This window comes from Acinetobacter sp. YH12116, from assembly GCF_013418895.1.
Taxonomy (GTDB): domain Bacteria; phylum Pseudomonadota; class Gammaproteobacteria; order Pseudomonadales; family Moraxellaceae; genus Acinetobacter; species Acinetobacter indicus.
This window is the reverse complement of record NZ_VPBE01000006.1, coordinates 61,840-77,522: the sequence shown is the minus strand read 5'-3', so window position 1 is coordinate 77,522 and position 15,683 is coordinate 61,840. Positions and strand designations below refer to the sequence as shown.

The window sequence follows — 15,683 nt, the reverse complement described above, 5'->3', positions numbered from 1 at the left end:
CGTGTCTCAATATACGGCTCAATCTCTTGAAGTTTTATCTGGTCTCGATCCGGTCCGTCGCCGTCCGGGTATGTATACCGACACCTCGCGTCCGAACCATTTGGCGCAGGAAGTGATTGATAATGCTGTCGATGAGGCACTGGCCGGACATGCCACCAAAGTTAGCGTGACCGTGTATAAAGATGGCTCGCTGGCAGTAGAAGACAATGGCCGTGGGATGCCGGTGGATATTCACCCGGAATATGGCCAGAGCGGGATTGAAATTATTTTGACCAAGCTGCATGCCGGCGGCAAGTTCAGTACCGATAACTATCAGTTTTCCGGTGGTTTGCACGGGGTCGGGATTTCTGTGGTGAATGCCTTGTCGACCCGGGTAGAAGTGGATGTACAGCGTCAGGGCAATCTCTACAAAATGGCTTTTGAGCAGGGCGAAGCCACTGGACCACTAGAAGTGCTGGAAGGTAAAGCGCCAAAACGTGCGTCAGGCACGCTGGTGCGTTTCTGGCCGGAAGCCAAATATTTCGATTCGCCAAAATTTGCCTTAAAAGCCTTAAAACATAATTTAAAAGCCAAAGCGGTTTTGGCGGCTGGCCTGCAAATCAATTATATCGACCAGATTAATGATGAAAAAATCACCTGGCAGTTTGAAAATGGCCTGGTCGATTATTTAATGGATGAACTGGAAGACCGCGAGATTATTCCGGCGCCGGCCTTTGTCTCTTCAGGCAATGCAGAACGCGCCAGCGCAGAGCTTGCGATTTGCTGGAATGTTGAAGGCGGTGAAAGCATTCAGGAATCTTACGTCAACCTGATTCCGACCGCGCAGGGCGGTACCCATGTCAATGGTTTGCGTTCCGGTATCACCGATGCCATGCGCGAGTTCTGTGAGCTGCGTAACCTGTTGCCGCGTAACTTGAAACTCTCGGCCGAAGATGTCTGGGATGGAGTGAACTATATCCTGTCGCTAAAATTCCAGGAGCCACAATTCTCCGGTCAGACCAAAGAGCGTCTGTCGAGCCGTGAAGCGTCCGGAATTGTGCAGAATATTGCCAAAGATGCCTTTGCCTTATGGCTGCATCAGAATTCAGATATAGCGCTGCAACTGGCAGAAATGGCCATCTCCAAGGCCGGTCGCCGTTTAAAAGCAGCCAAAAAAGTCGAGCGTAAAAAGATTGTGTCGGGTCCGGCTCTGCCAGGCAAGCTGGCCGACTGTGTCGGTCTGACCCGTGAAGAATCGGAACTGTTTATTGTCGAAGGGGATTCTGCGGGCGGTTCGGCCAAGCAGGCACGTGACAAGAATTTCCAGGCCATCATGCCGATTCGCGGTAAAATTTTAAATACCTGGGAAGTGTCTTCTGATGAGGTGCTGGGCTCTCAGGAAGTGCATGATATTGCCATTGCGATTGGGGTTGATCCGGGTTCAGATGACTTGTCTGAACTGCGTTATGGCAAAATCTGTATTCTGGCCGATGCCGACTCCGATGGTCTGCATATTGCCACCTTGCTCTGTGCGCTTTTTGTCAAACATTTCCCGGCTTTGGTAGAAGAAGGGCATTTATTTGTGGCCATGCCGCCATTATTCCGGATTGATGACAATAAAGATGTACATTACGCACTGGATGAAGATGAGCTCAACGGCATTTTAAATAAATGCAAAAGCAAAAATCCGCAAATCACCCGCTTTAAAGGCTTGGGTGAAATGAACGCCAGCCAGCTGCGTGAAACCACCATGGACCCGGATACACGCCGTCTGGTGCAACTGGATCTGGATGATATTCATGTCACTGCCGGTTTGCTGGATAAACTGCTGGCCAAAAAACGCTCCGCAGACCGGAAGCAGTGGCTAGAGCAAAAAGGCAATCTGGCTGATCTGGTGGTTTAAAACCTTAAAACTTTCATCATTTTAGAAAACCTGCCCGTCTTGGTGCAGGTTTTTTTATATCGCTGATTTTTTCTCCAAAATGAGGCAATACGGCTGTATAGGGTTGCACTTTTTTTGTTCACTTTTGCGCCTCCTTAGCCTTCAATATCTATAAAAACTCTAGAGCGCACTCTGCTTGGGTGTATGTGGTGCTGATCAGTGCAGCGTAGCTGAAGGGCTATGCTTCATTTTTTATATTAATATAAGTAACTAATTTTTATGATTTAAATCTTACTTGTCCCGTCTAGATCTGCCTGTCATTTTTGCGTTTGGCATAGAAATTGAATTATCCGCTGCAGTCATAGAACAACAGGCACCGTGTTCAGGTGCTGCATAAGTGTGGAGAAATTCATGAAGTTCCAGCGCAATCTGTTTTCAAAAAGTATGTTAGTGGCCAGCATGGCCGGGGTTGTGGTGCTCAGCGGCTGCTCAAAATCGACCGAAAGTAGCGACAGTGCCAGCACAGCCCAGCCAGCGGCCAGCACCGGTGAAACCATTAAAGTCGGCATCCTGCATTCCTTGTCCGGCACCATGGCCATTTCAGAAACCTCGCTAAAAGATACCGCGCTAATGGCAATCAATGAAATTAATGCCAATGGCGGGGTGCTGGGCAAAAAGCTGGAACCGGTGGTGGTTGATCCGGCCTCTGACTGGCCACTGTTTGCAGAGCAGGCGCGCCAGCTGATTACTCAGGATAAGGTCGCGGTCATTTTTGGTGCGTGGACTTCAGTATCACGTAAATCGGTACTGCCGGTGGTGGAAGAGCTGAATGGTCTGCTGTTCTATCCGGTGCAATATGAGGGTCAGGAACAGTCGAAAAATATTTTCTATACCGGCGCAGCACCTAACCAGCAGGCGATTCCGGCAGTGGAATATCTGATGAGTGAAGAGGGCGGTCAGGCCGAACGTTTTGTGCTGCTGGGAACGGATTATGTCTATCCACGGACCACCAACCAGATTCTGCGTGCTTTCCTGAAATCAAAAGGCATTGCTGATGCGGACATTATGGAAGAGTACACCCCGTTTGGGCACAGTAACTATCAGACCATTGTCAGCAATATTAAAAAATTCTCGGCCGGGAAAAAGACTGCGGTCATTTCCACCATCAATGGCGATTCCAATGTGCCGTTCTACCGTGAACTGGGCAATCAGGGCATCAAAGCTTCTGATATTCCGGTGATGGCGTTCTCGGTGGGTGAAGAAGAATTACGCGGTATTGATACCAAGCCACTGGTCGGCCACTTGGCATCGTGGAACTACTTTATGTCGGTAAAAAATCCGGTCAATACCGAGTTCACCAACAAAATGAAGCAGTACGCAGTCGATTATAAACTGCCAAATGCCAACAAGCTGGTGACCAATGACCCGATGGAAGCGACCTATGTCGGCATCAATATGTGGAAGCAGGCGGTAGAAAAAGCCGGCACTACCGAGGTGGATCAAGTCCGTGCAGCCATGGCTGGTCAGGAATTTAAAGCACCCTCTGGTTATACCTTAAAAATGGATACGTCAAACCATCACTTGCATAAGCCGGTCATGATCGGGCAAATCCGTGCCGATGGCCAGTTTGATATTGTCTATAAAACCCCGCAAACCCTGCAGGCAGAACCTTGGAGTCCTTATCTTCCGAAGTAAGTTTGACATCACGCCTGCTGCTTCGGCAGCAGGTTTTTTTTTGATTTCTCTGCCTTCTTATAAAAAAGAGGACACACAATAGGGGGATATAAAATGAATATTCGCGTGAATATCGCCGCTATTTTTCTGATTTTTGCCCAAGTTTTATCGATACAGCTGGCTCAGGCCGAACAGCCGCAAACACAGACAGCCGTTGCTGTGACACAGGCCGATGCCATCCAGCAATTTGTGCAAGGTGATTTCGCCAGCCGCCGTGCCTTACTGAACCAGTGGCCCGGCAGCCTCGAACAGCTGGATCAGCTTGCACAATATGTTGAACAGCAGCAGCTCTATAGCGGCGCCAATGGTCAAACCTATATTCTGGAATCGGATGAGCGTTTACTGCATTATCCGGCACTGGAGCCGGTTAGCGACTGGCCAAGTGATCTGGCGCAGGTCACGCTGGTGAATACCTTGCAGAAAGCGCTGACCTTTGCGCTGGCGCATTCAAAAATGCAGTCAGAAGATGCGGCTGAGCGCCTTGAAGCTGTCGATATTTATGAAAGCAATCTGTCTGAATTACAGCTGGCGCAGATCAATCGCCTGTATTTACAGGAACGGAATAATAAGGTGAAGGCGCGTCTGGCCCAGCTCAAAGCACGGCTGGATTATCAGCAGCCAGATGTGCTGGTGAAAATTCAGGCCGCCCAGGTACTGGCCGATTCCAACCGTCCCGATGTACTGGCCATGGTGGAGCAGGAGCTGCAACAGCCGAATCTGAATTTGGAACTGAAAGCCGTGTTGCTGGAGGCCAAAAGCGCCATTCAGACCCGCTTACAGGCCAGTGAATGGGCCGGCCATCTATTTTCCGGGCTCAGTACCGCCAGTATTTTGCTGCTGGCGGCGTTAGGACTGGCCATCACCTATGGTCTGCTCGGAGTCATCAATATGGCGCATGGCGAGCTGATCATGATTGGCGCTTATACCACCTATGTGGTGCAAAGCCTGTTTAAAAGCCATTTTGGCAGTTATCTGGACTGGTACCTGATCGTGGCGATTCCGGCAGCCTTTCTGGTCAGCGCTTTAATTGGCATGCTGATTGAACGCACGGTAATTCGTCCGCTCTATGGCCGTCAGCTGGAAACCCTGCTGGCCACCTTTGGGGTGAGTCTGATTTTAATGCAATTGGTGCGGATGATCTTTGGCGCACAAAACGTGGAGGTGTCCAATATTGCCTGGCTGTCTGGCGGCATTTCCATTAGCCCGAGCCTGATGCTGCCGTATAACCGTATCGCAATTATTGTCTTTACCATCGCCGTGCTGTTGTTGCTGGTGTATTTACTCAATAAAACCCGTTTTGGTCTGTTTGTGCGGACTGTAACCCAAAACCGTCAGATGGCACGTGCCGTCGGAATTCGTTCCAGCCGCATCGACATGATGGCTTTTGGTCTGGGTTCTGGTCTGGCTGGACTAGCCGGTTGTGCCTTGGCGCAGGTCGGAAATGTCGGCCCGGATTTGGGGCAGAACTACATTATTGATGCCTTCCTGGTGGTGGTAGTTGGCGGGGTTGGTCAGGTCTGGGGTGCGGTACTGGCAGCACTGGGTCTGGGTATTAGCGGGACTGCGCTGGAAATTGGCATGGGCGCTGTACTGGCCAAAATTATTCTTCTGGTTCTTGTGATTTTGTTTATTCAAAAACGCCCACAAGGTCTGTTTGCCATCAAAGGCCGTTTTGTGGAGTAAGCGCATGAAGATCACACATTTACTTTCCGATAAACCCTATAGCGGGGCAGCCATTGCCGCCTGTTTTGCGATTTTACTGCTGTTGCCGTGGCTGCATCTGTTGCCGAGTGATTCGGCACTGCATCTGTCGGCTTATTGGGTCACCCTGATTGGCAAAATCATGTGTCTGGCACTGGTGGCTTTGGCCTTGGATCTGGTCTGGGGCTATGCCGGTATTTTAAGTTTGGGTCATGGCCTGTACTTTGCTCTGGGCGGTTATGCGTTTGGCATGTACCTGATGCGCCAATCCGCGGGTGATGGGCTGCCAGACTTTATGCGTTTCTTAAGCTGGACCGAGTTGCCGTGGTTCTGGGTTGGTACGGAACATTTCCTGTGGGCGCTTGCACTTGTTGTTTTAGTGCCGGGCATCATTGCCTTTGTGTTTGGCTTCTTTGCTTTTCGCTCCAAAATCAAGGGCGTGTATTTCTCGATTATCACCCAGGCCATGACCTTTGCTGCCGCACTACTGTTTTTCCGTAATGAAACCGGTTTCGGCGGCAACAATGGTTTTACCGGCTTTAAAACTATTTTGGGCATGGATATTACCTCGGCACCGATGCGGGCCAGCCTGTGTTTTATCACCGCGCTGGTGCTTCTGCTGTGCTTTATCGGGTTGCGTCATCTGATGAATCAGCCTTATGGCCGTGTGCTGGGTGCAATTCGTGACAGTGAAAACCGTCTGCAATATCTGGGCTATCGCACGCTGTGGTACAAGCTGTCGGCCTGGGTACTGTCTGCGGTGATCGCGGGTATTGCCGGGGCGCTGTATGTGCCACAGGCCGGCATCATCAACCCGAGTGAAATGAACCCGGTCAACTCAATTGAAATGGCGGTCTGGGTCGCGGCGGGTGGTCGCGGCACCTTAATTGGGCCTTTACTCGGCGCGGGTGTGATTAACGCGGCCAAAACCTATTTCACCGCTGCTTCCCCAGAGGCGTGGTTACTGATTTTAGGGGCGCTATTTATTGTGGTAACCATCTTCCTGCCGAAAGGGATTATTGGTCTGTTTGACCGTTTTAAAAAGGAGCGGAGCGAATGAGTGAACTGTTGCAAGCTCATGGCGGCCATGCTGCTGAAGGTTATGGCCGTCCCAAGGAACAGGGCGCAGATTTTAGCCACGGTATTGCACTGTATTTGGAAAAAGTCAGCGTGTGGTTTGATGCCTTTCGTGCCTTAAATGACTTGTCTTTGTATATCGAAGAAGGGGAATTACGTTGCATCATTGGACCCAATGGTGCCGGTAAAACCACGTTAATGGATGTGATTACCGGTAAAACTCGTCCAACGGAAGGCAGTGCCTTTTTTGGCCAGACCTATGATTTAGCCAAGATGAGCACCGAACAGATTGCCGAGGCCGGAATTGGACGCAAGTTCCAGAAACCCACAGTATTTGAAAATTTTACTGTCATAGAAAACCTGCTGCTTGCCGCCCCGAAAGATAAACGGGTGAAAAAAAGCCTGTTTAGCAAGCTCGATCCCGATGCCCAACAGGCACTGGAAGAATCGCTAGCACAAATCCGCTTACAGGAATTGGTGCATAAACCGGCCGGATTGCTGTCGCATGGCCAAAAGCAGTGGCTGGAAATTGGCATGCTCTTGATGCAGCGCCCCAAGCTGATTTTGCTGGATGAACCGGTGGCCGGTATGACCGATGCCGAAACTGAACGCACCGCGGAGCTGTGTCTGGAACTGAAGAAAAATCATACCTTGATTGTGGTTGAGCATGATATGAGCTTTATTGACACCATCAGTGAAAAAGTCACGGTGCTGGCACAGGGTGCCATTCTGGCAGAGGGGACATTGGCTGAAGTTCAGGCCAATGACGATGTGATTGAAAAATATTTAGGACGTTAAGGAGACCGCGATGCTAGAAGTCAAAGACGTCAATCAGTTTTATGGGGGCAGTCATATCCTGCGTGATGTATCGTTTCAGGCTCCGGTCGGCGCATGTTCAGTGGTGCTGGGGCGTAACGGCGTGGGCAAAACCACGTTACTGAAATGTTTGATGGGCATTTTGCCGATTAAGTCCGGGCAGATTCTGCTGGATGGCAAAGATATTTCCAGGCTTAGTCCGGAGCAGCGCGTGCGTGAAGGTTTGGCCTATGTGCCACAAGGCCGCGATATTTTTTCGACCTTAACAGTTGAGGAAAATATCCTGATTGGGATGGCGAAATTTAAAGGCGCAAAAACCCGAAAAGTACCGGAACATCTGTACGAGATTTTTCCGGTTCTGGATGAAATGAAGCAGCGCCGTGGCGGAGATTTATCCGGTGGTCAGCAGCAGCAATTGGCAATTGCCCGCGCGCTGGCTTCTGAACCGAAGGTATTAATTCTGGATGAGCCAACCGAGGGTATTCAGCCGTCGATTATTAAAGATATTGGCCGGGTGATTCGTAAACTGGCTGATGGCGGAGAAATGGCAATTGTGCTGGTCGAGCAGTTCTATGATTTTGCCGAAGAGCTGGCCGATGGCTATACCGTGATGGCGCGTGGCCAGGTGATTGCACAAGGTGCCGGCAGGGAAATGCCGGAGAAAGGGATTCGGGAGTTAGTAGCGATTTAATTTCCCTCTCTCAAAGGGAGGTTTGGTGGGATTTAACAAGTCAAAGCCTCCCTGAGCAAGGGATCAGCACGGCTTGATCTTGCAGCGCAAGAAGGGAGGTTTGGAGGCTTTAATTTCACCTCTCCCTGTCTCCGAAAAGGAGAGGGAAATTGTCATTCAATTTCCGTATTTTCATTCCATAAAAAATACCCACCATACTGACTGGATCTGAACTCACCCCCACTACTTTTACCCTGTTCAGTTAAAAAGTGTTTGCCATTTTCGTTTAAGGTCAGGAAGCCTTTTGTGGTTAATTTCTCCAGTATATCTGCGGTTTTCAGCTTATGTTTTGCAGCCAGTTTGGAAGTGGTGAGTTTGGTCAGTGTCGAGCTTTCTTCGCCACGCTCTGCTTCGGCCACCACAGCATCTGCTTTCACTTCATCGAGGCTAATGCGGACTTCATCACTAATCCGAATAATGCGCTGCGCTTCTTCATAGGCATCTTTAAATACTTCATCATCTTCGTATTTGCGAACCAGAATTCCCATTTCATTGTTATTAATCTGGCTGAATTCATATAAATTCAGGCTGGAAATAATACATTCCGATTCATTCAGATAGCATTTTGCATGCAGGTTCTTGCAGAAGCTTAAGCGGACATAATCCAGTTTTTGCAACCATTTGATTTCCTCTGGATGCAGATCGCTTTTGCCATACACAATACGGATGTCAATTTTGAGCCGATCTTTATCTTCGAGTAATTCTTTAATCCGGTCATTAAGTCGTAAATAGGGGCTAATCAGAATTAAACGCTCTTTGGCATTCTTAATCAGTTCTTCTAGAAAAAAGTTGGTTGCACTGGTGTTTAAAAACTTGGCCATAAAAATCCCCGTGTCATTCCTATTGATGGCTTAGATCATAGTCTAAGTATAGGTAAAATTTAAACAAAAAAAGAGCACTGAAATCAGTGCTCTTTTAGATGGATGCTGAGCGTTTAGCTAAAGAACCAGTACACGAACAGCGCAATAATGAAGGTACACAGGATGTTTAACACCATCCCCACACTCATCATTTCACGCTGTCTGATATGACCGGACCCAAACACAATTGCATTTGGCGGTGTTGCTACAGGCAACATAAAGGCACACGATGCACCAATACCAATAATAATCACCAGAATTTCTTTTGGCATACCCATCTGGTCGGCAATGGCGGCAAAGACCGGTACCAACAGTGCAGCAGAAGCGGTGTTACTGGTAAATTCAGTCAGGAAAATAATGAAAATGGTCACCACAAAAATAATCACCAGCGGTGATGCCGTACCAAATACATCTGCAACGGTTTGACCCAGTACCAGCGATGCACCTGAATCTTTTAACATCGCACTTAAGGTTAAACCACCACCGAACAGCAGTAACACCCCCCAGTCGGTGTTTTCAGAAACCTGTTTCCAGGTAGCTGTACCTAAAATCACCACCAGACAGGCGGCGACCAGTGCAGTCCAGGTATCCGGAGATGAAATACCAAAGTTCTCGCTGAGTTTTTTGCCAAAAATCCAGGCAATCGCGGTACAGATAAACAGAATCATGGTCGCGATACGGGTTCGGTTCCATGGAATTACTTCTGTTTCAAAATGAATTTTCTGGTTCAGTTTCGGACGCAACACCAGATATAAACTGACTAGCATGGCCGGCAGTAAAATCAGCATCATCGGCAAACCGATTTTCATCCAGTCAGCGAAGTCATAGTCCAGTGCTTTGGCAGCAATCGCATTCGGTGGTGAACCGACCAGCGTTCCCAGGCCGCCAATACTGGCCGAATAGGCAATCCCGAGCAGAATAAAGACGAAGGTAGAGCGCTCTTTGGTTGAATCCAGGTGCGACAGCAGACCCAAAGCCAGCGGGAGCATCATCGCTGCGGTGGCGGTATTGGAAATCCACATCGACAGTGCAGCTGTGACGGCAAAAATGGCCAGCACTGAAATCCCCAAATGCCCGCCAGACATGGAAATAATCCACATCGCAATTTTACGGTCCAGTTTCTGGATATGTAGGGCAGTGGCCAAGGCAAAACCACCAAAGAACAGGAAAATGACCGGGTCAGCAAAAGTCCGCAGCGCCTGCGTGGTGGTCATCGGTACCAGTTCTTTGCTGGCATTTTCAATCGGCATGCCAAGCGCTACGGCCAGCACCGGCACCAGCAGCGCGGTAATGGTGATATGCACCGCTTCAGTCAGCCATAAAATCCCGATAAACAGCAGCAGGCTCAGGCCTTTATTGGCATAATCATCATAGGGCAAAATATGGTAAAAGCCCCAAGAAAGCAGGGCGGCAATGACAATAATAATCCAGCCTTTGACAATGCCTTTCGGCGCGGCCTCGACCGGTGGTTTTAACGTATCTGTATTCATATACGATCCTTTTATAGATTTATAGGAATTAGAGTAATCGGCCTATTATTTAATATTTTTCAAGCAGGGGGGCAAAGTATAAATTGATTATTTTGCAGCTAAGAGAAGATTAAACCACAAAAAAATGCGGGTTCTGACTGAGGAGTTGCACAGCTTGCCACAGGGCTGAGCCGCCCAGCACGGCCAGTAAGCTGAGAATCAGCCAGCGAAATTTCTGCTGGGAAATATGGGCACGTAACTGGCCGCCAGCCCAGACCCCGAGCAGCGACACCACGGTTAATAAGCCCAGTAAGGACCATTGTTCAGATTTAAATTGCAGCATCACCGGGTAAAGCAGCAGCAGCTGAATCAGTTTACTGACCGCAAAATTCAAGTTGCTGATCAGCACAATTTCGGTTTTGCTGTGTTCGGTACTCAGCAGGTACATCATCAGAAAGGGTGCCATGGCATTGGTGGCTCCGCCGATCACACCGGCCAGCAGACCAAACAGCAGCATGTTTTTCAGACTGGCCTGAATGCGCAGGGGCTGGCTGCGAAACTGATCCAGCACATACCATAAAATAAACAGCCCCATCAGCAGTTTGAGATAGCCATCATTTAGATGTAGTAGTAACTGCACACCGAATACACTTCCGATCAGACTGCTGATAATCAGGCCCCAATATTGACCGGAATAATAGCGCAGCGCCTGAAGAAAGCTGCGTTCGGGGTCGCTATTGAGTAAAAACAGATTCAGGATCAGGCAGGGTAATAGTACAAAGGCTACCGTGGTCGACAGCGGGTACAAGGTGGAGATGGCCGCGGTACTGACCATAGGAAAGCCGAAGCCGCTGATCCCGTGTAACAGGGCAGCAATGACACAAAAGATCAGAACCATCAGGTCGGCTTTAGACATGCGTATTTCAACGGACTGGCAGAGTACTGACTAAAACATGCACATACTGGGCTTGTAAAGGGCAAGCTGGCTTATTTTTTATACCAAATGGAGAATTAAATCTGGGCAGAAACAATCTGGATGGGTGAGTTGAATTCATATACATCGCAGTTGGGACCAGAGCCAATCCGGTCAATCACGGCAAAATCGCTGGGTGCCTCCAGCGTCAGCAGGGGATGATGCCAGGTCCCGGCGCGGTAATTCACGCCTTGTGAACCATCGCTAATAAATGCTTGAAGCTGGCTGATGTCCGGCTCATCTGCATTTAAACCCGGTGCCACCACCACCAAAAACGCTTGCCCCTGCATCGGAATAAAAGCCTGCGACCCTTGAGGATGGCGCTCCAGCATTGCTACCTGAAACGGTATTTGGGTACTCTGGATATTGCGGAAAATACTAATGCCTGCTTGTGCTTCACCAAGAATTTCCGTCATGGCCAGCGCATGATAACGCTCGGTTTGGGCATGGTTAATATGAAAATAGTCATGTCCCTGACAGCTAATCACTTCACCAAAAGGGGCAAAATTGTCCAGGGTCAATGCTTGAATCTGAATGGTATTTTTCATGTTGTTTGAGAGTTCCAGGGCGGGTATTTTTATGGTCATCATCAACTGGTAGAGATGGAGGTCGCTGTCAGCCTGTGGAGTGGGCCAACAGCGACGCTGGTGCGTTAGTCCACCAGTGTGCCCCAGAGGCGAATCCGGCTGATACCGCCGTCGGGAATCATATTGACCCGGATATGCGAGATTTTATCGTGCTTTAAAATCTGCTCGATAAAGGAATGCACATGGTCCATCTGCATGGGCTGCGCCTCCAGTAAAAATGGCCAGAACATGCTTTGTGGAATCAGTTGCGGATCGGTGGCATCTTCAATATAGACGGCCTGAATTGACACTTCTGCCGGGTAGTTGCCCTTGAAATGGGCGGTGTCGATATCAATTTTTTCAATCTGGCCGGCCTGTCCCAAAGCCAGAATACACCAGTCAAAGCCGGGTGCGCGGCGGCGTTTGGTTTCCCAGCCATCGCCCATATTGATGCCACGACCCGGATTAATCAGGTTCCGTGGATGGCCAAAGTGAGCATCGCTATAGGCAACTACCCGGCCGCCATTTTCAAGCGCCAGTAAATCCAGCGTACCCTGATGATCTGTGGTCTGAATTTTCACCTCGCCATATACGCGAAAACGTGCCACACCGCCATCGGGGAAAATATTCAGACGCACATGGGTATAGACCGCATCAGACCTGACTTCAAACAGATGATGCTGGCTGGGTCCCAAAATACTGTTGGCTAAAAGTGGCTGCCATTCGGCCTGCTCCAGATTACCTTGCGGCGCATAGCAGGCTTCGACACTGGCTGAAGCGGGATAGTTACCGCTAAAAAAGGTGGTATCAATATCCAGCGCCTGAATTTTGCCAGCCACACCTAACTGGACAATGGCCCAGTCATAACCGGCATGGCGCTTACGGCGGGTTTCCCAGCCGTCCATCCATTTGCCATGATCATCAAATTTATCTTCCACAAATACTGGTGCTGCAAATTGCAGCATACGCTGCGCATCGGCAAAAAAATCATCTGAACATTCAATAACTTTTGCACCAATACGGGTATCTGCCAGGTTGGTTAGTGTTTGAAGCTGGGGCGGTAGGTCAAATGTTGGTGCAATTAAAGTGGCCATAATTCTCTTCCATTTATTGTTCATTCACAGCAGGCACGGCCGTGCATCGAAATCAGGCAGTGGCGCCAGATTTGGCTTGTACAGCAGGCCTATTGCTACGGGTAGAAGCACAGCCTGTGCCAACTTCTGGCCATGCGACCCAGGCTAAGCATGAAATGGCACGTTTTTCGCTTCAGCTGTTCAGTTTTGACAGGCAAGCCTTGGGAGGAAAAATGAAAATTACAATTATTGGTGCAGGTATTGGCGGATTAACCACAGGGATTGCACTAAAAAAGTTTGGCCATGAAGTGCGTATTTATGAACAGGCTGAGCAGATTCTTCCGGTGGGCGCGGCCATTTCCCTGTGGTCCAATGGGGTGAAGTGCCTGAATTACCTCGGACTGACCGAGCAGGTGGCCGAGCTAGGCGGGCAGATGGATCATCTGGCCTATGTCGATGGCCTGAGCGGTGATGTGATGACCCAGTTCAGCCTGACGCCGTTAATTGAAGAAGTCGGGCAGCGTCCGTATCCGGTGTCGCGCGCGGAACTGCAAAATATGCTGATGGATGCATTTGGTCGCGAGCACATCTATTTAGGCAAGAAAATGGTGGCACTCCAGGAAGATGGTTCACAGGTGACGGTCAGCTTTGCTGATGGCACACAGCTACAAACCGAACTGCTGGTCGGGGCCGATGGTACCCACTCTTTAACCCGCGCCTATGTACTGGATGAAACTGTCGCACGCCGTTATGCCGGTTATGTCAACTGGAATGGTCTGGTGGAGGTGTCCGAACAGCTGGCCCCGGCCAATCAGTGGACCACCTTTGTCGGGGAAGGCAAGCGCGCTTCCCTGATGCCGGTGGCCGATCAGCGTTTTTATTTTTTCTTTGATGTGCCGCTAGCGGCCGGACTGGAGAATGACCGCAGCCAGTATAAAACACTGTTAAAACAGTATTTTCAGGGCTGGTGTCCGCAGGTGCAGCAGCTGATAGACTCAATTGACGAACAGCGCACCAATCGCGTGGAAATTCATGATATTGAGCCTTTCGCCAATTTTTATAAAGGCCGGGTGGTGCTAGTGGGAGATGCCGCACATAGCACCACGCCAGATATTGGGCAGGGTGGTTGTCAGGCCATGGAAGATGCTATTTATCTGGCGCGTGCCTTACAAATTAATACCCTGGGTATGCAGGATGCCTTAAGCCGCTACCAGAATAAACGTAATGAGCGCGCCAATGAGCTGGTGCTGCGCGCGCGTAAACGCTGTGATGTTACGCATATGAAAGACCAGCAGGTGACGGAAGCCTGGTATGCCGAACTGCGCCAAGAGCAGGGGCCACATATCATGAAAGGCATTATCAGCAATATAGTCGGTAATCCGCTGGATTAAATTTTCTGTACTAGGTGTCTTTAATCAACACAGGTCAATCGGCTGGTGTTGATGCTGTCTGCTCTGGTGCTGGATCCAGAATGAGTTGCATTAGTACCAGATCACGCCATTGACCAAATTTTTTTCCAACTTGGGGCATATAGCCGCAATGCTGAAAACCTAATTGCTGATGCAAGGCCATTGAACCGCTATTGTCATGGTCAATGGCGGCCACCATCACATGAACCTGATGTGCCTGTGCATGCTGGATTAAGGCCTGCATCAACTGTTTGCCCAAACCCTGCCGGCTGAATTGACGGTCAATAAACACCGAATGTTCGACTGTATGTTTAAAACCGCTGATGCTGCGGAAGGTGGAATAATCGGCATAGCCGACAATTTGTCCGGTGTCCAGATGTTCGGCTACCAGCAGCGGAAAATTCTGTTTTTGTAATTGCTGGAACCAGTGCTGGAAATGTGCCAGATCAAAGGGCTGTTCATTCCAGGTGTTTACATGCTGTAGCACTTCCGGGTTATAAATCGCCTGAATGGCAGCAAGATCGTGTTCGGTGGCAGGACGAAGATGAAAGCGCATAAGCAGCACATCAGGATAGGAATAAGCGCATTATCATGCCGCTGCGGGCATAAAAAAAGCAAGACCGGAGTCCTGCTTTTTTAGGTTATGTATACGACTTAGAAATGGTATTTCACCAGTGCGCTGACATCATTCTGGTCTTTACCTTTCCAGCCATATTTGTTGTTCCATACTGAGTGTTCAACCCCCACGTATAAACGTGTTTCTGGAGAAATGTGTTTACCCACATTCCATTTGTACTGAGAAGTCCAGTTTAATTCGCTGGCATGCTGAATACCTTCAGCAGTTGACCAGTCTAGGAAGGCATCAACCAGGAAGTCTTCATTGCCCAGTTTAAATGGTACAGCATAGGTGATGGTCATTTGATAATCATCTTTCGTGCTCTCATTATTAGCACGATAGAAGTTGATGTTCGCATATTGGGTATATGGAATATCTAAAGCAAAGCCGACACCGTATAAGAAGTTATCGAAACCTTCACCGCCTTCCCATGTAGTGGCTACTAATACGTCTTTCACCGGACCAAATGCCAGGTTTTGACCGGTTACTTCGCCTAGGCTTAAACGTGGTGCCAATTCGAAATAGGTAGCTTTAGTATCAGTTTCATCACGGCTACGATCCATGAAGAAAAATACGTCTGCGTATTTTACTTTGGCAGCATACTCAACCGTTAAGGTTGCTTGTTCTTCTGCCTCAGAAAAAACCTGTTCGTAATTGGTGCCATAAAGACCAGTCAGGCTAAAGTCCTGCCATACTGGCGCCGCTTGCGTTAAGGCAGTAGTGGTTGAGAATGCACAAAGTGCAGCAAGTTGTGTAAGTTTCATAACGGTGTCTTCGTCTTCCCCAAAAAGCGTGTCA

14 protein-coding genes are annotated in these 15,683 nt (G+C 49.2%); 7 read left to right on the top strand and 7 right to left on the bottom strand.

Features of this window, described 5'->3' with window-relative positions; genetic code table 11:
- The first annotated feature begins 1 nt into the window (after position 1).
- From parE to urtE, 6 genes are all read left to right on the top strand, one after another.
- Complete coding sequence (parE, locus tag FTU54_RS05890) at positions 2-1,882, top strand: DNA topoisomerase IV subunit B (RefSeq protein ID WP_168400040.1); 1,881 nt, start codon at positions 2-4, stop codon at positions 1,880-1,882.
- Between the two features lie 390 nt (positions 1,883-2,272).
- The gene (gene urtA, locus FTU54_RS05885; RefSeq protein ID WP_104509795.1) at positions 2,273-3,556 is read left to right on the top strand and encodes an urea ABC transporter substrate-binding protein; all 1,284 of its coding nucleotides are present in this window, start codon (positions 2,273-2,275) and stop codon (positions 3,554-3,556) included.
- A 93-nt stretch (positions 3,557-3,649) separates the two neighbouring features.
- Positions 3,650-5,278, top strand: coding sequence for an urea ABC transporter permease subunit UrtB (urtB, locus tag FTU54_RS05880; RefSeq protein ID WP_180074554.1), 1,629 nt, complete (start codon positions 3,650-3,652; stop codon positions 5,276-5,278).
- A 4-nt stretch (positions 5,279-5,282) separates the two neighbouring features.
- Positions 5,283-6,356 (top strand): urea ABC transporter permease subunit UrtC, encoded by a 1,074-nt coding sequence (gene urtC / locus FTU54_RS05875; protein WP_168398340.1) that lies wholly within the window; start codon positions 5,283-5,285, stop codon positions 6,354-6,356.
- Positions 6,353-7,171: an urea ABC transporter ATP-binding protein UrtD gene (gene urtD, locus FTU54_RS05870; protein WP_104488240.1), complete on the top strand. Its 819-nt coding sequence runs from the start codon at positions 6,353-6,355 to the stop codon at positions 7,169-7,171. Before urtC ends, urtD begins: the two co-directional genes overlap by 4 nt.
- Positions 7,172-7,181: 10 nt before the next feature.
- Positions 7,182-7,880 (top strand): urea ABC transporter ATP-binding subunit UrtE, encoded by a 699-nt coding sequence (gene urtE, locus FTU54_RS05865; RefSeq protein ID WP_045796539.1) that lies wholly within the window; start codon positions 7,182-7,184, stop codon positions 7,878-7,880.
- Between the two features lie 152 nt (positions 7,881-8,032).
- Here the strand turns inward: urtE and FTU54_RS05860 are convergent, their stop codons facing one another.
- The 5 genes from FTU54_RS05860 to alc all read right to left on the bottom strand — a co-directional run bounded on the left by FTU54_RS05860 (position 8,033) and on the right by alc (position 12,881).
- Positions 8,033-8,740 carry a phospholipase D family protein gene (locus FTU54_RS05860; protein ID WP_005180864.1) on the bottom strand — a complete coding sequence of 236 codons (708 nt, stop codon included), beginning with the start codon at positions 8,738-8,740 and terminating at the stop codon, positions 8,033-8,035.
- A gap of 113 nt (positions 8,741-8,853) precedes the next feature.
- Positions 8,854-10,269, bottom strand: a complete 1,416-nt coding sequence (locus FTU54_RS05855; protein WP_104484343.1) for a DASS family sodium-coupled anion symporter — start codon at positions 10,267-10,269, stop codon at positions 8,854-8,856.
- A gap of 109 nt (positions 10,270-10,378) precedes the next feature.
- Positions 10,379-11,164, bottom strand: a complete 786-nt coding sequence (locus FTU54_RS05850) for a sulfite exporter TauE/SafE family protein (protein ID WP_104491766.1) — start codon at positions 11,162-11,164, stop codon at positions 10,379-10,381.
- A gap of 95 nt (positions 11,165-11,259) precedes the next feature.
- Positions 11,260-11,769 carry an ureidoglycolate lyase gene (locus FTU54_RS05845; RefSeq protein WP_104500929.1) on the bottom strand — a complete coding sequence of 170 codons (510 nt, stop codon included), beginning with the start codon at positions 11,767-11,769 and terminating at the stop codon, positions 11,260-11,262.
- 104 nt (positions 11,770-11,873) lie between these two features.
- A complete protein-coding gene (gene alc / locus FTU54_RS05840; RefSeq protein WP_180074553.1) occupies positions 11,874-12,881 on the bottom strand; it encodes an allantoicase in 1,008 nt (335 codons plus the stop codon).
- A gap of 212 nt (positions 12,882-13,093) precedes the next feature.
- On the opposite strand from alc, the gene hpxO reads away from it, so the two are divergent.
- Positions 13,094-14,251: an FAD-dependent urate hydroxylase HpxO gene (gene hpxO / locus FTU54_RS05835; protein WP_180057186.1), complete on the top strand. Its 1,158-nt coding sequence runs from the start codon at positions 13,094-13,096 to the stop codon at positions 14,249-14,251.
- Positions 14,252-14,285: 34 nt separating this feature from the next.
- Here hpxO and FTU54_RS05830 read toward each other — a convergent pair whose 3' ends face one another.
- Both FTU54_RS05830 and FTU54_RS05825 read right to left on the bottom strand, forming a co-directional pair.
- Complete coding sequence (locus FTU54_RS05830; protein WP_168417069.1) at positions 14,286-14,825, bottom strand: GNAT family N-acetyltransferase; 540 nt, start codon at positions 14,823-14,825, stop codon at positions 14,286-14,288.
- A 98-nt stretch (positions 14,826-14,923) separates the two neighbouring features.
- Positions 14,924-15,649 carry an outer membrane protein OmpK gene (locus FTU54_RS05825; RefSeq protein WP_180074552.1) on the bottom strand — a complete coding sequence of 242 codons (726 nt, stop codon included), beginning with the start codon at positions 15,647-15,649 and terminating at the stop codon, positions 14,924-14,926.
- Positions 15,650-15,683 lie beyond the last annotated feature (34 nt).